The sequence below is a fragment of the Thioalkalivibrio sp. ALJ1 genome (genome assembly GCF_000745395.1).
In the GTDB taxonomy this organism is placed as follows: domain Bacteria; phylum Pseudomonadota; class Gammaproteobacteria; order Ectothiorhodospirales; family Ectothiorhodospiraceae; genus Thioalkalivibrio.
Genome location: NZ_KN050684.1, coordinates 219,030 through 242,861, shown reverse-complemented (window position 1 = coordinate 242,861; position 23,832 = coordinate 219,030). Strand labels below are relative to the sequence as shown.

Genomic DNA, 23,832 nt, shown 5'->3' with positions numbered 1-23,832 from the left:
GTACGGGACGCCTAGTTCGACTCGGAGCGCGGTGGTTGCAGGAATTGCAGGTTGAAGTCCCCGGCCGGGAGCGCTGGGCTAAACAGGAAGCCCTGGAAATGGCTGCAGCCCAGCGCCAGGAGTTGTTCGCGTTGTTCGGCCTGGGCCACGCCCTCGGCGATCACGTCCAGCTCCATGTTGCGCGCGATATCCACGATGTTTTCGATCAGTGTCTGGTCGCCGCCGGCCATCAGTTCGTCGACGAAGGACTTGTCGATCTTCAGTTCGTCCACCGGCAAGTCGCGCAGATAGGCGAGCGAGGAATAGCCCGTGCCGAAGTCATCCAGGGCGATGCGCACCCCGAGCCGGCGCAGGGCGCCGAGCTTGGCAATCGCATCCGGGAGATCGCGCAGCAGTCCGGATTCGGTGACCTCCAGGGTCAGGGCGTCGGCGTCCACCCGGTGCTGGCGCAGCAGGGCCTCGAAGCGGTCCACAAAGTCCGGCCGGGCGAGCTGCCAGGGGGACAGGTTCAGCGCCAGGCGCGGAGGCTGCAGGCCATCGGTCTGCCATCGCGCCAGCTGTACCAACGTCTGCTCCAGCACCCAATTTCCGATGCCGTGGATCAGGCCGGTTTCCTCTGCGATGGGGATGAACAGGGCGGGTGGGACCGCGCCCATCTCCGGGTGCTGCCAGCGCAGTAACACCTCGGCGCCGATCAGGCGGCCGGCCGCGTCGACCTGCGGTTGAAAGTGCAGGGCTAGCTCGCCGCGTTCGACGGCCTGGCGCAGACCTTCCTCGATCTGCAGGCGAGCATGGGCCTCGTCCTGCAGGGCATGGCGGTAGAACTGCACGCCCCCGCGCCCCGCGCGTTTGGCTTGATATAACGCGATGTCGGCGTGACGCAGGGCATCGGCCGAGGTCTGGCCGGCATCCGGATACAGTACGCAGCCTAGGCTGGCCCCGACCCCGAAGGTGCGTTCTCCCAGGATGATGGGGCGCTGTAGCGCCTCCAGGATGCGCTCGGCGATGGCGCGGACTTCGGGCTCCAGCGCCTCGCGTCCGGTTGGGCTCGGCGGCAGCACCACCGCAAACTCGTCGCCGCCCAGGCGCACGATGAGTGCGTCCTTCGGGGCGTGACTGCGCAGGCGGTCCGCGACTGCGCCCAGTACGGTATCGCCCACCGCATGGCCGAGGGCGTCGTTGATGGTCTTGAAGTGATCCAGGTCGATCAGGATCAGCCCGCCATGCTGGTTTTCGACGTGGGCTCCCTCGAGGTACCGAGTCAGATCGTCGTGCAGCCGGGTGCGGTTGGCCAGCCCGGTCAAGGAGTCGTGGTAGGCCAGGGCGTGGATGTGTGCCTCGGTATGCAGGCGCTCTAGTTCAGCTGCGGCGCGGTCCGCCATGATCTCGAGGATCTCCATCGCCTTGTCGACATCTTCCACAGGGTGTCGATTGACCATCGCAATGTGCCCGAGCAGGGTCCCCTGGCTGTCCAGCATGGGCGCCCCCAAGTAGCTCTCCGCGTCCATCTCGACCAGCATCTCGTCCTTCGGGAAGCGTTGCTGCACGTCGCAGGGGTAGATGCAGGAGCCGATCTCGATTACCCGTTCGCAGGGGCTCTCGGCCAAGTCATAGCGCAAATTCTCTACGATGCGGCCCCGGGCGCACAGGGCGGCGGTCTCCACCACGCCGGACTGGTCAGAGGCCTCAAGGCCGACCAGGGCGTAGTCGGCGTTAAACAGGTTGCTTAATTTGAGTACAAGCTGCTGGAAGAACTCCTCGCGTGAGCGCGCCTGCAGGCCTTCGGCAATCAATCTCAGGGCGTTCTCGCTGCGATGCTCGGCGGTGATGTCCTCCTGCATCACGATCACATCCTGCACCTCGCCCCGAGCATCCTGCAGGGGATAGATGCAGCCCCGCAGCCAGCGCTCGGTACCTCCCATTGCGGTGCCAGAGACGTGGTCCCCGGGGATGTCGGGTGGGGTGTAGGCTAGAGGAGAGATCTCCTGGTACTGACCGCGCATCGCGGCCCGCAGGGGAGCTAGAACTTTCCGGTCGATGGCGTCCGGCCGCGTCAGTACGTTGCCGCCCGGAGCCGACGCCTGTGGACCGTGCAGGCGTTCCCAGGCCGGGTTGGTCTGGCGGATCTCGCCAGTGGGCGTCAGCACCTGGATCCCGATGGGCGATTGCTCGACCAGCGCACGAAAACGAGCCTCCGAATCGCGCAGACGTTCCCCGGTCTCGCGGTTCAGGGCCACACTCATCATGACCACCATGACCACATAGCCAAACGGCGCGAGCTGGGGCATCTCGATGACACCCGAACGGGCGAGTACGCCCTGCAGGGTGAACAGCACAAAGATCGCGATCCCGCCCAGCAGGAGCAGGGTGGTGCCCTGGTGATGCCGGCGGTAGTGCCGGATTAGGTTGGTCAGGGCAAAGCCGAAGACGAGAAGGACGGCGGCCACGCCAAAGACGAACCACGGACTGAGAGCGCCCTCGACCAGGGCCACGGTCTCGCCCCAGGGGAGCTCCAGTATGTGGATCGCATCGATGCTGTGGTACTGCATGCTGTAAGGTTGCAGGGCGTTGACCACCCAGGTAATGACCAGAAGTACCAGGAGGCCACTGATGATCGGGGTCGCGCGCGTGCGGGTATGGGCCGCGACAAACGCGGCGAAAAGGACGTAGAACGGAGCGAGCAGAAAAATATTGAGGGTCAATGCCTGGGTGTAGGCGTCGACACTGGTGGCTTGATAGGTCTGGGCCGAACTCACGGCAACCACCGCCATTAACGCGCCCATCGCGGCGAACAGGCGGTGTTCCATGCGTCGGGCGCTCTGCCGGCTGTACAGCAGGTGGCTGATGGTTGCGTATACGGCGAGGCCCGCCGCGACGTAGAGAGATGGCACCAGAATCCCGTTCATGACCTTCCTGGCCGAATCTTCGACTTTCGTAACATCCCTTTACGCCCCCTGGGAAGAAACGGGTTGATGCATGCACCCGTGCATGGGTATCCCTGGTAGCTACAGTACAAAAGACATCGTTGGGGTGTCCCGGTTCATCAGTGTGTGCGGATTGGGACGACTAACGCCGTGTCTACGCGCGATGCAATCAGTGGTTACAGGTAGGGCGTGAGCAGGCGAGCCGCACCGTCGCGCAGCTGGGTGGCGAGTGGGCGAGCGCGGACTTCCGCGAGCGTCAGGGGGTGCGACTGTTCGCGCAGGTGGTCGGCCCACTCGGCCAGTTCCGACCCCAGTCCGCGGTCCAGACATTCCAGATTGAACTCGAAGTTAAGGCGCAGGCTGCGCGGGTCCCAGTTGGCGGAACCGACCAGGGCCCATTCGCGATCCACCAGCATCAGCTTGGCGTGGTTGAAAGGGGGGGGCGTGAGCCACAGGCGGCAGCCGCGTTCCAGTAGCTCGGCCTGCTGGGGTCGGCTGGCCCATTCCACCAGGCGCAGATTGTTGAGGGCGGGAATCAGGATGTTGACCTTCACGCCTCGCAGGGCCGCGGCCTTGAGTGCCCCGGCCAGTGCGACCCCCGGCAGAAAATAAGGGGTGATGATCGTCACCTCTTCGCGGGCCTCGGCCAGGGCCGCCTGCAAGGTGAAATTCAGTACCTCGAAGTCTTCGTCCGGCCCATCGGGAAGCCCGCGACAGGCGCGTGCACCGGCGGTCTCGATGGGATCGGGGAACCAGACCGGTCCGTCCAGGCGTTCCCCCGTGGCGAACTGCCAGTCCTCCCCGAAAACCCGCTGGACCTGGGCGGAGGCGGGCCCGCGCAACTCGAAGTGAAGGTCCTGAATCGGGTGCGATCCGGGATCGATATGGCTGTGCCCCCGGCGGATATTCATGCCGCCGGTGAAGGCGCGGCGGCCATCGATTACCAACATCTTTCGGTGGTTTCGCAGGTTGAAAGCGGCCAGGCTTCGGGGCAGATGTACCGGCATGAAGGCTGCGGCCGGGATGCCCGCACGCCGAAGCCGGCGCAGGGTATTGCGGCGGCTGTAGCGGGCACCGACGGCGTCGATCAGTACGCGCACCTGCACGCCGCGATCATGGGCCTGCTGGAGGTGGGCGACGAAGCGCTCGCCGACGCGGTCGTAATCGAAGATGTAGGTCGCGAGGGTGATGCTGGCGCGGGCCTGGTCGATGGCGTCCAGCATGCGCGCATAGGTGCGATCGCCATCGAACAGCGGTTCGATGGCATTGCCCTGGACCAACCGAAACGGACTCAGTCGATCTCCGGAATGCAATAGGCGCTCCCAGCGGGCCGGGTGTTCGACCAGGGTATCGTCGTGTGCGCTGGGGTCGGTAATCAGGTAGCCCTCGCGCAGGGCGTGAGCGCGCCGACGGATGCGGTTGACCCCAAACAGCCAGTACAACGCCGAGCCGGCCAGGGGCAGGAGCACAATTAGCCCAACCCAGGCGATGATGGTGCCTGTGTCGCGGCGTTGCAGCAGCGCATGCACTACGCTGACTGCCGCGAAGCCGAAGACGGCCACCGCGACGATACTGGCAACCCAGCCTGTATCCGGCACGAAGTCCTCCTCTGACGCAATGGTTTTCGGCGGGCCCGTGGAACGGCGGGCGCGTGCCCGCTACAGTACGCGGGCCCGGCCCGGTGTAAAACCCCGGCCCATCCACGTCCGCGAGACCGCCGATGACCGATATCGAGACCCCCAGCCTGTTCGCCAACAGCGGCGAGCAGCTGCCGTTGAAGGACTTCACCGAGAAGGCGTACCTGGACTACTCCATGTACGTGATCCTGGATCGCGCGCTGCCGCACATCGGCGATGGCCTGAAGCCGGTACAGCGGCGGATTATCTACGCGATGAGCGAGCTGGGTCTGTCCGCCACCGCCAAGTACAAGAAGTCCGCGCGCACCGTGGGCGACGTGCTTGGCAAGTTCCATCCGCACGGCGACTCGGCCTGCTACGAGGCGATGGTGCTGATGGCGCAGCCGTTCTCCTATCGCTATCCGTTTGTGGACGGGCAGGGCAATTGGGGCTCACCGGATGATCCCAAGTCCTTCGCCGCGATGCGGTACACCGAGTCGAGACTGTCGCGCTATGCCCAGTTGCTGTTGTCCGAGCTCGGGCAGGGCACGGTGGACTGGGTGCCGAACTTTGACGGTGCGCTGGAGGAGCCGAAGATGCTCCCGGCGCGGTTGCCGAACGTGTTGCTCAATGGCGGCTCCGGAATCGCGGTGGGCATGGCGACCGACATCCCTCCGCATAACCTGCGCGAGGTGGCCGCCGCCTGCGTGCATCTGCTGGAACACCCGAAGGCCACGGTGGCGGAGCTGTGCGATCACCTTCCGGCACCTGATTACCCCACCGAGGCCGAGATTATCTCCCCACCGGCGGAGCTCATGAAGGTCTACGAGACCGGGCAGGGCTCGATCCGTGCGCGTGCGCGTTATGAACGGGAAGGCGACGACATCGTGGTCACAGCACTCCCGCACCAGGTCTCTGGCGCCAAGCTGTTGGAGCAGATTGCCAGCCAGATCCGTGCGAAGAAGCTGCCGATGGTCGAAGACCTGCGCGACGAGTCTGACCACGAGCACCCGACCCGCCTGGTGATCACGCCACGCTCGAATCGTGTGGATGTCGAGGCGCTGATGGCGCACTTGTTCGCGACCACCGACCTCGAGAAGACCTACCGCGTGAACATGAACGTGATCGGCCTGGATGGGCGCCCGCAGGTGCGCGACCTCGCCGGACTGCTGTCGGAGTGGCTGACCTTCCGCATCGAGACCGTGCGTCGTCGTCTGCAGTGGCGCCTGGAGAAGGTGCAGGCGCGCCTGCACGTGCTGGAAGGCCTGCTGATCGCCTTCCTGAACATCGACGAGGTGATCGCGATTATCCGCGAGTACGACGAGCCGAAGCCGGAGTTGATGAGCCGCTTTGGCCTCAGTGATATCCAGGCCGAGGCGATCCTGGAGCTTAAGCTGCGTCATCTGGCCAAGCTTGAGGAGATCAAGATCCGCGGCGAGCAGGACGAGCTCAGCAAGGAACGCGACCAGCTGGAAAAGACCCTGGGTTCCGAGCGCCGTCTGCGCACTCTGGTGCGCCAGGAGATCGAGAATGACGCCGCGGCGTACGGTGACGAGCGCCGCTCGCCGCTGGTCCAGCGGGCGGCGGCACAGGCTCTGGACGAGTCCGCGCTGGTGCCCACCGAGCCGTTGACGATCGTGCTCTCGGAGAAGGGCTGGGTGCGGGCGGCCAAGGGCCACGACGTCGAGGCGAGCGGGCTGAGCTACAAGGCTGGCGACGCCTTTCAGGCCGCCGTCACCGGGCGCAGCAATCAGCCAGTGGCATTTATTGATTCCACCGGCCGCACCTACACCATCCCCGCCCATACGCTCCCCTCGGCGCGCGGCCAGGGTGAGCCGTTGTCCGGGCGGGTCAACGCACCGGAGGGTGCGTATTTCGTCGGGATCGCCACTGGGGGCGAAGAGGACCGCTGGTTTCTGGGCAGCGACCATGGCTATGGGTTCATTGCCAGACTGGGTGATCTGCTCGGCCGGCAAAAGGCCGGCAAGAACGTGTTAACCGTGCCGCCTGGGGCGACGGTGCTGCAGCCCGCACTGGTACGCAATCCGCACGAGGATCACATTGCGGTGGTGACCACGCGCGGCTACCTGCTCCTGTTCGCGGCAACGGATCTGCCCGAGTTGTCGCGAGGCAAGGGCAACAAGCTAATGGGGATTCCAGCCGCGGCGCTCAAGGACGGGTCCGAACGAGTGCTCGGTGTCACCGTGCTGGGACCACAGGACACGCTGGTGGTACACGCCGGAAAACGTTTCAAGGCGCTGGCTCCGGCGGAGTGGGCCGAGTACGTGGGCGAACGCGCCCGACGGGGTCGCCAATTGCCGCGTGGCTACCAGAATGCGGATCGCCTGGAGGTGCGTCCGAGTTGAACCCCGGCCGGCGTGGGCGGTCTTCAGATCGCCGGTTTGCGGTTGGGGTTGGCCTTGAATCTTTCGGGTTCGCCCCGATGTTTCCGATATCCTTAACCGATCCTTGCTGGAGTACAGGAAAGCTTCATGAAACGTATTGCGCTGTTTCTGGCGACCAATTTCGCCATCATCATTGTGCTCAGCATTACGCTGCGCATCCTTGGGGTGGAACGCATTCTCGACGAAGAAGGTGTCGGGCTTAACTTTAATGCACTGCTGATCTTCGCCGCGGTGTTCGGCTTCGGCGGTTCCTTTATCTCGCTGGCCATCTCCAAGTGGATGGCAAAAAAGACGATGAAGGTCCACGTGATCGACAAGCCGCGTAACGCGACCGAGCAGTGGCTGCTGGAGACGGTGACCCGCCAGGCCCGCGAAGCCGGGATCGGGATGCCGGAGGTCGGAATCTACGACTCGCCGGACCCCAACGCCTTTGCCACCGGCATGAGCAAGAACAACGCCCTGGTCGCAGTCAGCACTGGCCTGATGCAGAACATGGGGCAGGGCGAGGTCGAGGCCGTGCTGGGCCACGAGGTTGGCCACGTCGCCAACGGCGACATGGTGACCCTGGCCCTGATCCAGGGGGTGGTGAACACCTTTGTGATCTTCCTCGCCCGCGTGATCGGCCACTTTGTGGATCGCGTGGTGTTCAAGAACGAGGCGGGGCATGGCCCGGCCTTCTGGATCACCACCATCGTGGCCGAGATCATCCTCGCGATCCTCGCTTCGATCATCGTGATGTGGTTCTCGCGCCAGCGCGAGTTTCGCGCCGACGAGGCGGGTGCCCGATTTGCCGGGCGCGAGAAGATGATCGGCGCCCTGGAGTCCCTGGCGCGCGCCTCTGGGCGCAAGGTGGATATGCCGGATCAGATGGCGGCGTTTGGTATCCGGGGTGGCGTGGCTCAGGGGCTGAAAAAGCTGTTCATGAGCCATCCGCCGATCGAAGAGCGGATTGCGGCGCTGCGCGCCAAAGGCTGAACGCGCGGTTTTGTCTCTGACCCGCCTGGACCGGCGCTTGCCGGGGCCGGGCGGTAGGGGGATATCGAATCAACCGATATCCCGACCCGGCCCTGCGAGTTAGCCGATCAACCCGCGCGGGGAACCCAACCCTTTGTAGGCGCTTGCTCGCGGGTGAAGCAGCGCCGGCTATATCGTCGGCGCTGTTCTCTCCCATAGCGGCCTCAGAACAGCGGCCCTTCGTAGCGTCAATAGTAGCGACCCCGTCCCGTTTCGCCGCTTCCGGTCGCCAGCACGTGGTCGGCAACAAACGGGTTGCTGCGCCGCTCCTCGCCGAACGTCGACTCGGGCCCGTGGCCGGGTACGAAGCGGGTGTCGTCGCCCAAGGGCCAGAGCTTGCCCGTGATGGCGCCGATCAGCTCGCGGCCATTGCCGCGCGGAAAGTCACTGCGGCCGATCGCGCCGTGGAACAGGACATCACCCACCAGGGCCAGGCGGGTCTGCGGATCGTGAAAGACCACATGGCCGGGTGTGTGGCCAGGGCAGTGCAGGACCTGCAGCGTGGTCTGCCCGAGCGTAATGGTGTCTCCGTCGTCCAGCCACTGGTCTGGGGCCAGCGGCGGGATCTCTGGGAAGCCGAAGACCTGGGCCTGCGCCGGGAGCTGATCCAGCCAGAAGGCATCGTCTCGGTGCGGACCGATGACCGGAACGCCCGTGCGCGCGGCGAGTTCGGCGGTTGCGCCGACGTGGTCCAGGTGGCCGTGGGTAAGGAGGATCTTTTCCAGGTGGACGCCCTGTTTTTGCGCGATCCGTTCCAGATCCGCGGCGTCCGCGCCTGGATCCACCCAGGCCGCGGCCCCGGTAGCATCACACCAGATCAAGGTCGCGTTCTGTGCCAGGGGCGTGACGGGGTGGCTCAAGTGACGAAGCATGGTGGTCAATCCGTGATGGAAATCGGGTTTTCGTGGATTTTTCGTTTGATTGGCAAGTACCCGGGAATAGATCGGAAAGGTGTGCGTCTTAAGAGGTATGCAGGTCTTCAAGGGTACGTGATATGACGGAACGGTGAAGTGCGACCCCCTGCGCATCAGCCGGTTGACAATAACATCGCCATATTAGAAGATTTGCATACGCTAATCGCTGTCCCCCCTGTCAGTGGTTAGTGGACTCCTCCATCCTCCTTTGGTGGTTTTCTTGGCGCGGGCTCGACCCGCGCTTTTTTTTGCCCGTAATTCGCGTCCCGCCGCCTCCCATGGCTACCATGGCTACTCCCTGACCACGCTGCGGATCACTCCCCCTGTCTATGACTCGACGCCTGAACAGCCTGCGTACCGCGGTGTTGTCGTTCGTGCTGCTGCCGCTGTTGTTGCTGATGGCGGCGGTCGTGGCATTGGGGCTGCATGAGTTTCAGACACAGATGGAAAACCGCATGCAGGAGGACATCGAGCTGGTGGCACGTTCGATCCGTTTGCCCGTTGCCAGCGCGATGCTGCAGGAGGACGCGGCAGCGGTGCAGCAGTCGCTGGATTCGCTGTTTCAGATCGAAGAGGTCTTCGGGGTGTATGTCTATGATGCCGAGGGTCGCATGGTGGCGGCCAGTGGGCCGCCGAGTCCGACTCTGCAGCGCCGCGGGGAGGCGCGGGTGATCAGCGAGACCGGTAGTCTCGGGGCCTTCGGGGAGCACCGAGGGCGTGAGATCTTCTCTTTCTTTCTGCCGCTGTCCGACTCGGCAGGACGGATCGTCGGCCTGTTGCAGGTGACGCGAGATGTCACGCCCTTTCGCGCCTACGTGACCCAGCTTCAGTGGCAGGGTCTGCTACTGCTCATGGGCATTGCCGCGTTGTTCCTGTTGGTGGTTCTGTTGGGTTATCACCGGGCGGTAGGGCGGCACGTGTCGCGCCTGATGGGGGCGATGCGCGCCATTGGCGACGGGCAGCGCGGACTGCGCGCTCCGGAAGATGGGCCGGCCGAGTTGCGCGGCCTGGCGGTGTCGATGAATCGCATGATGGAACGGCGGGAGGCCTCGGAAGCCGAGCTGGAGGCGCAGCGTCGGGAGCAGGTGCGGCTGGAAGAGAAGCTGCGGCACTCGGAAAAGCTGGCGGCCATCGGACAGCTGGCGGCGGGCGTGGCCCACGAGCTGGGTACGCCACTGGGGATTATCGCGGGGCGCGTGCAGCGCGCGATTCGTCATTTGCCCGAGGAGGATCCGGCACGCAAAGAGATGCAGGCCCTGAAGTCCGAGTTGGAGCGGGTGGAGGCCATCGTGCGGCAATTGCTGGATTTTGCCCGGCGCAATCCGTTGCAGGAGCGTTCAATAGCGCTGGGGCCGCTCATGAACGATCTAATCGACCGTGTCCGCGCGCAACATCCATCGGGCGCGATCGAGTTCCAGGTGGAAGGTGATGCGTTATCGGTCGCGGCGGATCCGCTGCGACTGGGGCAGGCGTTGGAGAATCTGCTGGAGAATGCCGCCCAGGCGGCTGCAAGCCAGGTCCGGGTGGCCTGGCGCGCGGTGCCGGAAGGGGTTGAGCTGGTGGTCGCCGATGATGGTCCTGTCGCCGGAGGCGGGATCGAGGATGAGCAGGCCGAGCGGCTGTTCGAGCCCTTCTTTACGACCAAGCCGACCGGACAGGGAACGGGGCTCGGTCTGGCCGTGGTGCAGGTGGCGCTGGAAGATCATGGGGGGCGGGTCGACCTTGACCGAAGCAAGGCCGGCGAGACCCGGTTTGTCGTGCATTTGCCAAGGGGTTCCGGATCGCCCCCAGCGAACGGCGGAGGATTCGCCGGATGAATACGCAAGCGCAAGCACAAAACTCGTCGCCAGTGCAGGAGGCGGTCCTGGTCGTCGAGGATGATCGCGGTCATCGCCAACTACTACAGGAAGAACTGACCGAAGCCGGATATGCCGTCACTACGGTGGAGAGTGCCGAGGATGCCGAGCAGGTCCTGGCACAACACGCCTTCAGTCTGGTGGTCAGCGACCTGCGGCTGCCGGGTGCCGATGGTTTCCATGTGCTGGAAGTGACGCGAGCCCGGGCCCCGGCGCCTGGATTTATCATGTTGACCGGGTTCGGAACCATCGATCAGGCCGTCGCCGCACTCAAAGCCGGCGCCGATGACTTCCTGACCAAGCCGGTGGACCTGGACCACCTGCGTCTGGCGGCCGATCGGGTTACCGAGGCGCGCCGGCTGAAGGACGAGGTGCGCCAGTACCGCGAGATCCTTGCGCAGGCCGATGGCTTCCATGGCATGCAGGGACGCAGCCCTGCGATGCTGCATCTGTTTGACCTGATCCGGCGCATCGCGGTGGCGGACGGTAGCGTCCTGATCACCGGCGAGTCCGGTACCGGCAAGGAACTGGTCGCTCGGGCCCTGCATGCCGAGAGCGAGCGGGCTGCTGGCCCGTTCGTCGCGATCAACTGCGCGGGTATCCCCGAGGCGCTGCTCGAATCCGAGTTGCTCGGTCACGTGGCGGGTGCCTTCAGTGGCGCCAAGGGGGCTCGCCGAGGACTTTTTACCGAGGCGGATGGCGGCACGCTGTTTCTGGACGAGATCGCCGAGATGCCGGTGGCGATGCAGAGCAAGCTGCTGCGCCTGCTGCAGGATGGTCGCGTGCGCCCGGTGGGGGCCAACGAGGAGATCGCGACGGATGTGCGCATCGTCGCGGCCACCCACCAGGACCTGCAGGCTCACATCGCCGATGGCCGTTTTCGCGAGGATCTCTACTATCGCCTCGAGACCTTCCGGATCGAGATTCCGCCCCTGCGTGCGCGCGGCGACGATATCGAGCGCCTGGCCTTGCAGTTCCTGCGCGAGCAGGCGCTGGCACGAGGGCTCCCCGAGCGTCGACTGAGTCCGGAAGCCCTGCGTGCCCTGGTGCGATATTCCTTCCCGGGTAACGTCCGTGAACTGGCGAGCCTGATGGAGCGCGCGGCCACGCTGGCCGCGGGCGAAGTGATCGAAACCCGCGATCTGCCCGAGCGCGTCCTGCAGGGCGCTGCCCACGGCGCCCCCGATGATGCTCCCGACGGGCGCCCCGACTCCATGCCCGTGCCAGGTGTTGAAGACGATCCCCAGTGGCCGACCCTGGAGGAACGTGAGCGTGACTACATCCACCGCGTCCTGGAGCACGTGGATGGCAACAAGCAACGGGCAGCCCGGATCCTCGGGATCGGGCGTAAGACGCTGTACCGAAAGCTCGGGGAGTCCGACCCGACGTGACATCCTGACACGGGTCGGCCTGACTCATGTGTCATTGTGACCCGCTTTTTGTGCTTTGCATCGCCCGATCCTGGGTAGAAGAAAAACATTAAGAAACTGATATTATTAGATATTCGTATTTTATTCGGTTTTGGCACGGCATCTGCTAACTCCTTCCAGTAGCAATCGAGGGATCAAGTCCTCAAGGCCTGACCACCCTCCTCACACGGTTGCAACGAAATCGGGTCACAGGCGTAAACGCCCGTATGGCCCCGAGATCCGAACGATCATGAAAGGAAGAAGGAGCAAAATGATGAATATGCGCAAGACGATGCTCGCGATGGCCCTGACCTCCCTGTTTGCCGTTGGTGGTGCCGCTTCGGCCCAGACCGGTGGCGCCGAAGGTGGTGCTGGTGGTGATATGGGCGGTGCCCAGGGCGGCCAGCCGCCGGCCCAAGAAGGTGGTGCCCAGGGCGGCCAGCCGCCGCAGGGTGGTGCTGAAGGTGGCGCGGCCCAGGGTGGCGCTCCGATGCAGGAGGCCCCCGAGGTTGACCTGAGCGAAGAAGATATCGACACCTTCGTCTCCGCGTTCGTCGCGGTTCAGGAAGTGCGCGAGGACTTCGCCGACCGTCTGCAGGGTGCCGAGGATGAAACCGAGGCCCAGTCCATGCAGCAGGAAGCGCAGGATGAAATGGTTAGCGCCGTCGAAGATGCGGGCATGAGCGTCGAGGAATACAATGAAGTCGCCATGGCTTTGCAGAACGACCCTGAGCTGATGCAGGAAGTGCAGGAACGCGCCGAAGCCCAGCTGTAACCGTTGGTGCCAAGCGCACCCGGGCTCCGTGCCCGGGGCTTGCTGGGGCCGGCCTTTCGGGGTCGGCCCCTTTCTTTTGCGCCGTAGCGCCATATCCAGCCCCCCCCCAGTTCCAAACCCGATGGGTCCGCCCAGGCGGGGCCCAGTTGTCTATCTAGGGGGCACTGATTGAGTTGCGCCCACGGCGTTGTGGCTCTCTTGTGCGGAGTGACCGCATACCAGCCGCTTCGCCTCGTTGGTTACGCAAAAGCGACTTGAGCGCGTACGCACGATTAAATCAATGTCCCCTTAGCTTGAATCGGGCGCAGGGAAGCGTTATTCTTGCGCGCTTTCTGAATCGCCCCGACCTCGGAGCATCGAACATCATGAGTACCATCAGCGCCAAGCCGGCCGAAGTCGAACGCGACTGGTTTCTCGTCGACGCCGACGGCAAGACCCTCGGTCGACTCGCCACGGAGATCGCGAGCCGCCTGCGCGGGAAGCACAAGCCCGTGTACACGCCGCATGTCGATACCGGCGACTACATCGTCGTGATCAACGCGGAGAAGATCCGCGTCTCCGGCAACAAGGCCATGGACAAGAAGTACTTCCACCACTCCGGTTACCCGGGTGGCATCAAGGAAGCCAACTTCACCCAGATGATCGAGCGTCATCCGGAGAAGGTGTTGGAGCTTGCCGTGAAGGGCATGCTGCCGCGCAACCCGCTTGGCCGGGCCATGTTCAAGAAGCTCAAGGTCTATGCCGGAACCGAACACCGGCACACGGCCCAGCAGCCGCAGCCGCTCGAAATCTGAGCCGCCAGAACCAGCAAGGGAATCGATCCGAATGGCTAGCAATCAATATTACGGCACCGGTCGCCGCAAGACCGCCTCGGCGCGCGTCTTCCTGCGCCCCGGCACGGGCAATATCACGGTCAACGAGAAGCCGCTGGACGACTTCTTTGGTCGCCAGACTTCGCGCATGGTCGTGCGTCAGCCGCTGGAGGCGACCGAGTCGACCGGCAACTTTGACGTGATCGCGACCGTCGAGGGCGGTGGTGGTAACGGCCAGGCCGGCGCGATCCGCCTTGGCATTGCCCGCGCCCTGGTGCAGTACAACGAAGAACTGCGCTCGCCGCTGCGTCGCGGTGGTCATCTCACCCGCGATGCCCGTGAGGTAGAGCGGAAGAAGATCGGCCTGCGCAAGGCCCGTCGTGCGACCCAGTACTCGAAGCGCTGATATCCGAGCCGAGTGGTAACGGGAAGCACGCGACCCGGTTTACTGGGGGATCGTCTAGCGGTAGGACTGCGGACTCTGACTCCGCCAACCCAGGTTCGAATCCTGGTCCCCCAGCCATCCATAGAGAAGGGCCCCCTCGTGGGGCCCTTTTCTATGGATATTTGAGCGAGCCCAGGGTTCGAACCTGGAAGGTTCGGCGGAGCGCAGCGGAGCACTGCACGCGCGAAGCGTGTGCAGCCCGAAGGGTGAGGCGGCGCAGCCGCCGAATCATCCTGGTCCCCCAGCCATGACGACACGCTCCTCGAAGGGGCGTGTCGTCATCTGCTAGGCCTTGTAACGATCGAGGACGCGGTGTCCAGGCCGTTTGTGGATTTTCTCGTGCAGGGGCCGGCATCCTCAATCGCTCCTCGCATCCGGCCCGTTTCCTAGCTCATCTCTCTGCCCTGATCGTCGGGACACGCACCAAACGCGCAACCCCCTCAACTTCTCCCACGCTCCACTACAATACCTTGGCAGTAATCGGGAAATGCAGGGAATTCTCCAGGCTTTTTCCCGTCAAAGTCCGCAGAGCCTGGATTGACCGGGCCGAATGCACACCAAAATGGAATGAGGAGAGGAGCAACATGTCGGTACCCGATAACCCCTACGAGCCTGTCTCCGTAGATACGACGGCCCACGAAGTGGAGGGCGCGGACACCTGGTACATGATCGGGAAGTCGGGCGTCCCCGACCCGGACAACGAGGGCCATACCTCGAATGCCGGTTTCGTGGTGACCGATGAGGGCGTGGTGGTGTACGACGCTCTGGGGACACCGCCGCTTGGCTTCGAGATGATCCGTCGCATTCGCGAAGTGACCGACCAGCCGATCAAGTACGTGATCGCGGGGCACTATCACGCGGATCACATCTATGGCCTGCAGGCCTTTGCCGACCATACCGACGCCAAGATCATTGGCCAGTCGCGCGCGCGGGATTACCTCGATAGCCGTGGTGCGGTTTCGCGACTGGAACAGCGCCGAGGTGTGCTTGCCCCGTGGGTCGACGAGGATACTCAGATCATCCCCCCGGACGAGTTCTTTGACGATGAATATACCATCCGCTTGGGTGGCAAGACCTTTCGTTGTGTCCATGCCGGCCCCGCACATTCCCCGGACGACATCATGATGGTGGTGGAAGAGACCGGCGTGGTCTTTGCCGGCGATATCGTGTTCGATGGCCGCATCCCCTTCATGGGGGACGATGCGCTGGACTCGGAGAACTGGGTCAATCGCCTTGAGGAACTAATGGAGATGGACCTGAAGTTTCTGGTTCCCGGACATGGTGATGGAACCGACCAGGCCGCGCGGGCGGTGAAGTTTACCCACGACTACATCGTGTACCTGCGTGAGCACATGGCTACGGCAGTGGAAAACATGGACTCCTTTGACGAGGTATACGCGGCCATGGACTGGTCCGACTACGAAGACCTTCCGGCGTTCGAGGAGACCAATCGCAGCAACGCCAATGCCGTCTATCTGGAGATGGAAGAGAAGCTGTTCTGAGATCGCTGAGCCTGGCGCCTGTAAAGGCGCCTGTGCGATGTTGTGCCCGACATGCCACCCCTGAAGTACGTGCGAAAGGAGTTATCGCCCATGACGTTACACGTCGATCCGAGCCTGCTGATGGCCATTCTGTCTCTGGTGGCTGGCATCCTGATCCTGATTCGTCCCCGATTGTTGAACTACATCGTCGCTATCTATCTGATCGTGATTGGCTTTCTGGGTCTGATCGCCCACTTGTAGGCAGGACCTGCTCTCAGAAGGGGCGCTCCAGATGCGCTGATCATTGAACGGCGCTGACCGGATCCTCGGGGCCGTTCGCCATCGGCCGAGGCCGTGGCGGCCGATAGTTTGGTGCCCAAAAGCATGGACCAACAGTGCGAGTTCATGCGGGGGGCGTTCGGACCCGTTACTCTTTGGCCTCATTCTGATCGGGGGGCCACGCCTCAATGACCGCCGAACGCGTTCGAGAAATACCCTATAACTACACGTCCTTCTCCGACCGCGAAATTGTTATCCGTTTCCTGGGATCCGATACCTGGGACCTCCTCAACGAACTGCGCGAGGAGCGTCGTACCGGTGTGTCTGCGCGCATGCTGTTCGAGGTCCTGGGGGATATGTGGGTGGTTACCCGCAACCCGTATATCCAGGATGACCTGCTGGAGCACAAGAAGCGTCGCAAGGCGCTGATAGATGCCATGCAGCATCGCCTAGACCAGATCACGGCCCGGGCCGACGGCAACGAAAAGGCATTGAAGCTCGCCCAACGCGCGCAGGCGGCGGTGTCCGCGTTTGCCAAGGAATTCACGGATACCACGGCGTTGCGCGATCAGGTGCGCAAGCGCATGAAGGGCCTGACGCACAAGGACAACATCCAGTTCGGCGGTCTGGCGCGGGTCTCCCATGTAACGGATGCCACGGACTGGCGCGTTGAGCTGCCGTTCGTGGTGCTCACACCCGATTCCGAAGAAGAGATGGGCCCGCTGGTTGCGGCCTGCATTGAACTAGGTTTGACGGTGATTCCGCGCGGCGGAGGTACCGGGTACACCGGCAGTGCGGTCCCGCTGTCCAAGCGCTCGGCGGTCATCAACACCGAAAAACTGGAAGGGATTGGCGAGGTCAAGCGCCGGCCCTTACCGGGTGTGGATCAGGATGTGCCGGTGGTGCGCGTGGAGGCCGGCGTGGTCACCAAGCGGGTCTCCGAGCTGGCCGGTCGCAATGGCCTGGTGTTCGCGGTGGATCCGACCTCCCAGGACGCCTCGACGATCGGTGGCAATGTGGCCATGAACGCCGGGGGCAAGAAGGCCGTGCTGTGGGGCACCGCGCTGGACAACCTCGCCGCGTGGACTATGGTGACCCCCGAGGCCGAGTGGCTGTATGTCGAGCGGCTGGACCACAATCTGGGCAAGATCCACGACGCCGAGACGGTGCGCTTTCGCGTGAACCGCTACCAGCCGGATGGCAAGACCCCGAAGGGCGACCCCGAGATCCTCGAGATGCCGGGCCAGAACTTCCGCAAGCTGGGGCTGGGCAAGGACGTCACCGACAAGACCCTGATGGGTGTGCCGGGCATCCAGAAAGAGGGCTGCGACGGCCTGATCACCTCCGCCGAGTTCATCCTGCACCGGATGCCGGACAACATCCGTACTGTGTGCCTTGAGTTCTACGGGACCGACCTGCATCAGGCGGTCCCGGCGATCGTCGAGATCAAGGACGCGGTGGATGCCGAGGAAGACGTTCTACTGGCGGGCCTCGAGCACCTGGACGAGCGTTACGTGCGCGCGGTGAAGTACACCCCGAAGGGGGCCCGTGGTGACCTGCCGAAGATGGTCCTGATCGCCGATATCGTGTCGGATAGCGAGGATGCGCTAGGTACGCTGGCGGCCAAAATGGTGCGCGCGGCCAACGCCCGCAACGGCGAAGGCTTCATTGCGGTGAGCCCCGAGGCCCGCAAGCGTTTCTGGGCGGATCGTGCCCGTACGGCCGCCATCGCGCACCATACCAACGCGTTCAAGATCAACGAAGACGTGGTCATCCCGCTGGAACGCCTGGCCGAGTACACCGAGGGCATCGAATCCCTGAACGTGCGCGAGTCGCTGAAGAACAAGCTGACCATGGTCGACCAGGTGCTGGAGTGCATGCGCGGCGACCACCCGGAACTGCGCGAACTGCTGGAGGACACCGGCGGCGAGGGCCAGCAGTGGTTCGAGTCCAAACGCGAGCGGGCGGTGGAAGTGCTGGAGGCGGTGAAGAAACGCTGGGAGGCGATCTCGGAGAACTTCTTCACCCTCGCATCGGAATGTGACGAGCTGCTGGACGAGCCCGCCCGCGCCGATCGCCGCGACCACGACAAGCTGATGAACCTGCTGCTGCGGCGCAGCCTGCGGATCTCCTATCGCGCCGAGGTCGAACGCCCGCTGTTCGAGATCTTTGGCGGGCACCAGCTGGAGCCGGTGCGCAAGCGCCTGGCCGGAATCCACGATCGCGTGCTGACCAGCCGGCTGTTCATCGCCCTGCACATGCATGCAGGCGACGGCAACGTGCACACCAACATCCCGGTCAACTCCAACGACTATCAGATGATGCATCGGGCCGAAGGCCTGGTGGACGACGTGATGCGTCTGGCGCGGGAGCTGAATGGGGTGATCTCCGGCGAGCACGGGATCGGTCTGACCAAGATGCAGTATCTGGAACCCGAGCGCATCGAGTCGTTCGCGAAGTACAAGAAGCAGGTCGACCCGAACGGCGTGTTCAACGCCGGCAAGCTGCTGGAGGGTTCCGGGCTGTCCAATGCCTACACGCCGTCACTGCGACTGGTGAAGCAGGAGGCGCTGATCCTGGAGCAGAGCGAGCTGGGCGATCTCAACGACGAGATCAAGGACTGCCTGCGCTGTGGCAAGTGCAAGCCGGAGTGCAACACGCATGTCCCGCGCGCGAACCTGCTGTACTCGCCGCGTAACAAGATCCTGGCCACCGGGCTGATCGTCGAGGCCTTCCTCTACGAGGAACAGACCCGGCGCGGGCTGTCGATGAATCACTTCGAGGAGATGAATGACGTTGCGGATCACTGCACGATCTGCCACAAGTGCCTGAATCCGTGCCCGGTCGACATCGATTTCGGCGATGTGACCATGCACATGCGCTCGATCCTCAACAAGAAAGGTAAGCGCAAGGCGTCACCGGCGACGATGGTCTCCATGGCCTTCCTGAATACGAAGGATCCGGCCACCATCAAGGGCCTCCGCAAGGGCGCGATCCAGATGGGCTACGCCGCTCAGCGCCTGGGGCACTGGTCGTTCAAGACACTCGGGCTGACCGGCGAGGGCAAGACTCCGCGTTCGACGACCGGCAAGGCGCCGGTGCACGAGCAGGTGGTGCACTTCGTGAAGAAGCCGATGCCGGCAGGTCTCCCAAGCCAGACTACGCGCCAGATGTTGGGGCTGGAGGACTCGCGCTATGTGCCCATCCTGCGTGATCCGGTGAAGACGGATCTGGATTCGGATGCGGTGTTCTACTTCCCGGGCTGTGGCTCTGAGCGGCTGTTCAGTCAGGTCGGGCTGGCGACGCTGGCGATGCTCTACGACGTCGGCGCGCAAACCGTGTTGCCGCCAGGCTACCTGTGCTGCGGGTATCCGCAGAATGCGGGTGGCGACTTCGAGAAAGGCCAGCAGATCAGTACCGAGAACCGGGTGTTGTTCCACCGCCTGGCGACCACGCTGAACTACCTCGATATCAAGACCGTGGTGGTGTCCTGCGGGACCTGCATGGATCAGTTGCTGAAGTACGAGTTCGAGCGGATCTTCCCGGGTTGCCGGCTGCTCGACATCCACGAGTACCTGATGGAGAAGGGCGTCCATCTCGAGGGGCTGAAGGGTGTGCAGTACATGTACCACGATCCTTGCCACTCGCCGATGAAGTCGCACAAGCCGACGGACGTCGCCTCCAAGTTGATGGGGCAGGAAGTCCTGAAGTCGGATCGCTGTTGCGGCGAGGCGGGAACCTTCGCCATTAGCCGTCCGGACATTGCCACCCAGGTGCGCTTCCGCAAGCAGGAAGAGCTCCACAAGGGCATCAAGGAACTGACCGGTGAGGAAAAGGCCGAGAACGGCAACGTGAAGATGCTGACTTCCTGCCCGGCCTGCCAGCAGGGGCTTTCGCGCTATCGCGAGGACACCGGGCTGGACACCGACTACATCGTGGTCGAGATGGCCAATCGTCTGATGGGCGATGGGTGGCAGAAGGCCTTTATCGATCGGGCCCGCGAGGGCGGCATCGAGAAGGTCCTGCTGTAGTCCCACGGATGGGGCCCGCCCGGGCGTTCAACACGAGGCGCCCGGGTTGGCTACAATCGGGTGAGCCGGGCGGCCGGGGCGGAATAAAGCACCACTACCCCGCGTCGCTCCAACGGGCGACCAGTACGTCCGACACGGCCGCGGCAGCGTGAGCGGCATGACCACCCGTCCATGCAAGGGAGATCGCATGACATTTCGCTCTTTGAGTCCCCGCCTTGCCGCCATGGCCCTTTGTGTCGGGCTGGCGGGCGCCCCGATCGCGGCCAGTGCCCAGGCCTTTGTCGAATTCCCGGGTCGTAGCCTGTACGAACGATTCGGCGTGGATGCCGTGGATCTGTTCGACCTGCGCGGCCAGTTGTCCCGTTCCACGGTGATCGATGTCCGGCCGCGCCTGGAGTACGACATCCTGCACATTGAGGGGGCCCACCACGTACCCCTGGGCGCGCCGGACTTTGAAGACCAGGTGCGCGCACTGGAAGAGGAACATGGCGGACCGCTGGTGTTCTACTGCAACGGCCGCGAGAGCTACATGTCGTATCGCGCGGCGGCGCGGGCCAACTCGGCCGGGCTTGGCCCGACTCAGGCCTACGATGCTGGGGTGAGGGATTGGGCGGAACGCTATCCCGGCCTGGCGATGCTGCGTGGCGAGCCGATTGAGGACCCCGAAACCCAGTTGATTGGCGATGACGCCTTCGAGGCCCGTCTGCTGGATGCGGATACGTTCGCCCAGAGGGTGCGCGGCGATTCCGAGGCGGTGGTAGTTGATGTGCGAGGCAATGATGAACGCGACGAGATCTCGCTGTTCGCGGGCCGCGAAATCTCGTCCCCGATGGAGAACATCGACACGCTTAACCGGGTCCTGGATCGGGCCGATCGCGAGGGTCACGACCTGTTGATTTTCGACCAGAATGGCCAGCAGGTTCGGTGGTTGCAGTACCACCTGGAGGAGCGTGGCATCGAGAATTACCACTTCCTGGAAGGCGGTCTGCAGCGTTTCTACGATGAGGTGATGTCTCGCTGAGCGAGGGAACGCACTCGATTCAGGATGCGAAACGCAGAAGGGGCCGGGATGGCAAATCCCGGCCCCTTTTTGCGTGTACGGCTTCAGCGCCGGAAGAGTGCGAGGACGATCGAGACCACGACGCTGATAATGATCATGGTGGTGATCGGAAAGTAGAAGCGCGCGTTCTCGCGTTCGATCACGATGTCACCCGGCAGGCGCCCCCAGGGGATCTTGCCGAGCCACGGCCAGAGCAGGCCGATCAGTACGATCAGCCCGCCGATGATGATCAGCCATTTGCCAGCGTCGGTCATGGCGATCGTCCAGGCCGATTATTTTGCGGTCATCTCCTCGACACCAGAGGACGAACCCACCAGCATTACGTCCGCCGGGCGGCGGGCGAACAGCCCGTTGGTCACCACGCCGGCGATGTGGTCCAGCTCGGACTCAAGCTCCACCGGATTCATGATGCGCAGGTTATGCACGTCCAGGATCACGTTGCCATTGTCGGTCTTGAAGCCTTCGCGCAGCTCCGGGTTGCCGCCCAATTTCGATAGGGCGCGCGCCACATGGCTGCGCGCCATGGGGATGACCTCAACGGGCAGGGGGAAGGCACCCAGATAGTCGACGACCTTGGTCTCGTCTACGACGCACACAAAAGTCTTCGAGGCGGCCGCCACGATCTTCTCGCGGGTCAGCGCGCCGCCGCCACCTTTAGTCAGGTGCAGGTGGCGAGTAGCCTCGTCGGCGCCATCGACATAGATCGGCAGCGGGCCAGCCGAGTTGAGATCCAGCACCTCGATCCCATGCCCCCGCAGACGTTCGGCACTGGCCTCGCTGGAGGCCACGGCGCCGTCGATCTTGCCCTTGATCCCGGCCAGGGCGTCGATGAAGTAATTCGCGGTGGAGCCGGTGCCTACGCCCACGATCCAGCCGCTTTCGATTCGTTCCAGGGCCGCCTCGGCAACGGCCTTCTTCATTTCGTCCTGATTCATCAACGTCTCTCGCATATACGGTCCATAACCCACTGAGGATACAGACTGCTCCGTCCCTGGGACAAGCGGGCCCGTTACGGCGAGACGCATTGACCTATCCGGTGCCGTTCCCGTCCATTCGAGCCACTGGCACGGGCTGGTTGCCAAGCGGTGACTACGCCGTTGCACTGCCTTCAATGGCCAGAAAGGGTGCAACCGGCCTCATAAACGTGCCTCTCCGAGCAGACTCGCATGCTATCGTTCGGGCCATGAAAGTCCCCTACCTTGAGAAAATCCTGACGGCGCGTGTGTACGACGTAGCGCGCGAGACCCCACTGGATTTGATGCCGAGCCTGTCGCAGCGTCTGGGTTCTACTGTGTGGCTCAAGCGTGAGGATCTGCAGCCAGTCTTCTCATTCAAGCTGCGAGGGGCGTACAACAAGATCGCCCAGCTGACCCCGGAGCAGCGCGCCAAGGGCGTGGTGGCGGCATCGGCCGGCAACCATGCCCAGGGGGTCGCGCTGGGTGCAAACCATCTTGGCATCAAGGCCGTCATCGTGATGCCGGTGACCACGCCGTCGATCAAGATCGATGCGGTACGGCGCTTCGGCGGCAAGGCCGTGCTGCATGGGGATTCTTTCGATGAAGCGGCGGCCCATGCGCGCGAGCTGGAAGCGACCCATGGCTACACCTTTATCCACCCGTTCGACGATCCCGACGTGATCGCGGGTCAGGGGACCGTGGCAATGGAATTGCTGCGCCAACATCCGGGCCCCTTGGATGCGGTATTCGTTTGCATTGGTGGTGGCGGGCTGGCGGCTGGTATGGCGGCCTACATCAAGCGCCTGCGCCCGGAGATCAAGGTCATCGGGGTGGAGCCGGACGATGCGCCCTCGATGTACAAGGCGTTACGCCAGAATCGCCGGGTCATCCTCAAGCAAGTCGGCATCTTTGCCGATGGCGCGGCCGTTCGACAGGTCGGCAAGGAGACCTTCCGCATGGTGCGCGAGCTGGTCGACGAGGTCCTCCTGGTGGATACCGACTCGATCTGCGCAGCCATCAAGGACGTCTTCGACGATACCCGCGTGGTGGCTGAACCGGCGGGTGCGCTAGCGGTCGCGGGTATGAAGCAATACATCCAGCGTGAGGGTCTGCAAGGCGCGAATCTGGCAGCGGTGCTTAGTGGAGCCAACATCAACTTTGATCGACTGCGTCATGTGGCGGAGCGCGCCGAGATTGGCGAGCACCGGGAGGCCCTGTTTGCGGTCACGATTCCGGAACGTCCGGGAAGTTTTCGTCAGTTCTGCCAGGCGATCGGCAAGCGGGGCATTACCGAATTCAACTATCGCTACGCTGATGACGAACGTGCCCAGGTATTTGCTGGCATCAAGCTGGAGCGTGGTGATGCCGAGCGTCAGGAGATTCTGGCAGCGCTGGGAGGGGCCGGGTACGAGGTCCTGGACATGACCGAGAATGAGGTGGCCAAGCTTCACCTGCGACATATGGTCGGGGGCCACGGCGGCGAGGTCCGCAACGAGCGGATCTATCGCTTCGAATTTCCGGAGCGTCCGGGGGCGCTGCTGAATTTCCTGACCCACATGGGGCAGACCTGGAATATCAGCCTGTTTCACTATCGCAACCATGGCGCGGCCTACGGACGGGTGCTGGTGGGAATGCAAATCCCCACCGAGGATCGTGCTCGGTTCCGCTCCTTCCTGAAGGAAGTCGGCTATCCCTGGCACGAGGAGACGGCCAACCCGGCCTACTCGCTGTTCCTGCGCTGAGCGTGTTTCGCTTGCGCTAGGTGTGGAGTCTCACAAGGTTGTCCTCAGGTAGGCCGAGGACGCTGATGGGTGGCTGCGGTCAGCCGCCAGCCAACTAGGGCAGGCGGCGGATT

At 63.6% G+C, this 23,832-nt stretch carries 17 protein-coding genes and 1 tRNA gene; 13 read left to right on the top strand and 5 right to left on the bottom strand.

Features of this window, described 5'->3' with window-relative positions; translation table 11 throughout:
- Positions 1 to 11 precede the first annotated feature (11 nt).
- Together F462_RS03440 and F462_RS03435 are read right to left on the bottom strand one after the other, a co-directional pair.
- The gene (locus tag F462_RS03440; RefSeq protein ID WP_038051578.1) at positions 12 to 2,906 is read right to left on the bottom strand and encodes an EAL domain-containing protein; all 2,895 of its coding nucleotides are present in this window, start codon (positions 2,904 to 2,906) and stop codon (positions 12 to 14) included.
- Between the two features lie 194 nt (positions 2,907 to 3,100).
- Positions 3,101 to 4,522, bottom strand: a complete 1,422-nt coding sequence (locus F462_RS03435; protein ID WP_038051576.1) for a phospholipase D-like domain-containing protein — start codon at positions 4,520 to 4,522, stop codon at positions 3,101 to 3,103.
- A 122-nt stretch (positions 4,523 to 4,644) separates the two neighbouring features.
- Between F462_RS03435 and parC the strand changes: the two genes are divergently transcribed.
- Both parC and htpX read left to right on the top strand, forming a co-directional pair.
- A complete protein-coding gene (gene parC, locus F462_RS03430) occupies positions 4,645 to 6,906 on the top strand; it encodes a DNA topoisomerase IV subunit A (protein ID WP_038051572.1) in 2,262 nt (753 codons plus the stop codon).
- 126 nt (positions 6,907 to 7,032) lie between these two features.
- Entirely contained in the window at positions 7,033 to 7,920 is an 888-nt protein-coding gene (htpX, locus tag F462_RS03425) for a protease HtpX (RefSeq protein ID WP_018141932.1), read from the top strand.
- Between the two features lie 227 nt (positions 7,921 to 8,147).
- On the opposite strand, the gene F462_RS03420 is transcribed toward htpX, so the two are convergent.
- Positions 8,148 to 8,831, bottom strand: a complete 684-nt coding sequence (locus tag F462_RS03420) for an MBL fold metallo-hydrolase (RefSeq protein ID WP_038051570.1) — start codon at positions 8,829 to 8,831, stop codon at positions 8,148 to 8,150.
- Between the two features lie 371 nt (positions 8,832 to 9,202).
- Here F462_RS03420 and F462_RS03415 point away from each other — a divergent pair, with 371 nt between their 5' ends.
- The 10 genes from F462_RS03415 (at position 9,203) to F462_RS03375 (ending at position 20,982) form a co-directional block, all read left to right on the top strand.
- Entirely contained in the window at positions 9,203 to 10,690 is a 1,488-nt protein-coding gene (locus tag F462_RS03415) for an ATP-binding protein (RefSeq protein WP_038051568.1), read from the top strand.
- Complete coding sequence (locus tag F462_RS03410; protein WP_038051566.1) at positions 10,687 to 12,120, top strand: sigma-54-dependent transcriptional regulator; 1,434 nt, start codon at positions 10,687 to 10,689, stop codon at positions 12,118 to 12,120. Before F462_RS03415 ends, F462_RS03410 begins: the two co-directional genes overlap by 4 nt.
- A 292-nt stretch (positions 12,121 to 12,412) precedes the next feature.
- Complete coding sequence (locus tag F462_RS03405; protein ID WP_018141928.1) at positions 12,413 to 12,913, top strand: DUF4168 domain-containing protein; 501 nt, start codon at positions 12,413 to 12,415, stop codon at positions 12,911 to 12,913.
- A gap of 365 nt (positions 12,914 to 13,278) precedes the next feature.
- Positions 13,279 to 13,707: a 50S ribosomal protein L13 gene (gene rplM / locus F462_RS03400; RefSeq protein WP_018141927.1), complete on the top strand. Its 429-nt coding sequence runs from the start codon at positions 13,279 to 13,281 to the stop codon at positions 13,705 to 13,707.
- A 31-nt stretch (positions 13,708 to 13,738) separates the two neighbouring features.
- Entirely contained in the window at positions 13,739 to 14,131 is a 393-nt protein-coding gene (rpsI, locus tag F462_RS03395) for a 30S ribosomal protein S9 (RefSeq protein WP_018141926.1), read from the top strand.
- Between the two features lie 43 nt (positions 14,132 to 14,174).
- A tRNA-Gln gene (locus F462_RS03390) sits at positions 14,175 to 14,248 on the top strand.
- 506 nt (positions 14,249 to 14,754) lie between these two features.
- On the top strand, positions 14,755 to 15,672 hold the full coding sequence (locus F462_RS03385; protein ID WP_018141925.1) for an MBL fold metallo-hydrolase: 918 nt from the start codon (positions 14,755 to 14,757) through the stop codon (positions 15,670 to 15,672).
- 90 nt (positions 15,673 to 15,762) lie between these two features.
- Complete coding sequence (locus tag F462_RS13185; protein ID WP_081911353.1) at positions 15,763 to 15,912, top strand: DUF3096 domain-containing protein; 150 nt, start codon at positions 15,763 to 15,765, stop codon at positions 15,910 to 15,912.
- A gap of 206 nt (positions 15,913 to 16,118) precedes the next feature.
- Positions 16,119 to 19,961 (top strand): DUF3683 domain-containing protein, encoded by a 3,843-nt coding sequence (locus tag F462_RS03380; RefSeq protein ID WP_038051564.1) that lies wholly within the window; start codon positions 16,119 to 16,121, stop codon positions 19,959 to 19,961.
- 187 nt (positions 19,962 to 20,148) lie between these two features.
- The gene (locus F462_RS03375) at positions 20,149 to 20,982 is read left to right on the top strand and encodes a rhodanese-like domain-containing protein (protein WP_038051563.1); all 834 of its coding nucleotides are present in this window, start codon (positions 20,149 to 20,151) and stop codon (positions 20,980 to 20,982) included.
- Positions 20,983 to 21,065: 83 nt separating this feature from the next.
- Here the strand turns inward: F462_RS03375 and F462_RS03370 are convergent, their stop codons facing one another.
- A complete protein-coding gene (locus F462_RS03370; protein ID WP_038051561.1) occupies positions 21,066 to 21,275 on the bottom strand; it encodes a DUF2905 domain-containing protein in 210 nt (69 codons plus the stop codon).
- Between the two features lie 18 nt (positions 21,276 to 21,293).
- Positions 21,294 to 21,956: a ribose-5-phosphate isomerase RpiA gene (rpiA, locus tag F462_RS03365; protein ID WP_026280065.1), complete on the bottom strand. Its 663-nt coding sequence runs from the start codon at positions 21,954 to 21,956 to the stop codon at positions 21,294 to 21,296.
- Positions 21,957 to 22,204: 248 nt separating this feature from the next.
- On the opposite strand from rpiA, the gene ilvA reads away from it, so the two are divergent.
- Positions 22,205 to 23,719 carry a threonine ammonia-lyase, biosynthetic gene (gene ilvA, locus F462_RS03360; RefSeq protein WP_038051558.1) on the top strand — a complete coding sequence of 505 codons (1,515 nt, stop codon included), beginning with the start codon at positions 22,205 to 22,207 and terminating at the stop codon, positions 23,717 to 23,719.
- The last annotated feature ends 113 nt before the right edge of the window (positions 23,720 to 23,832 follow it).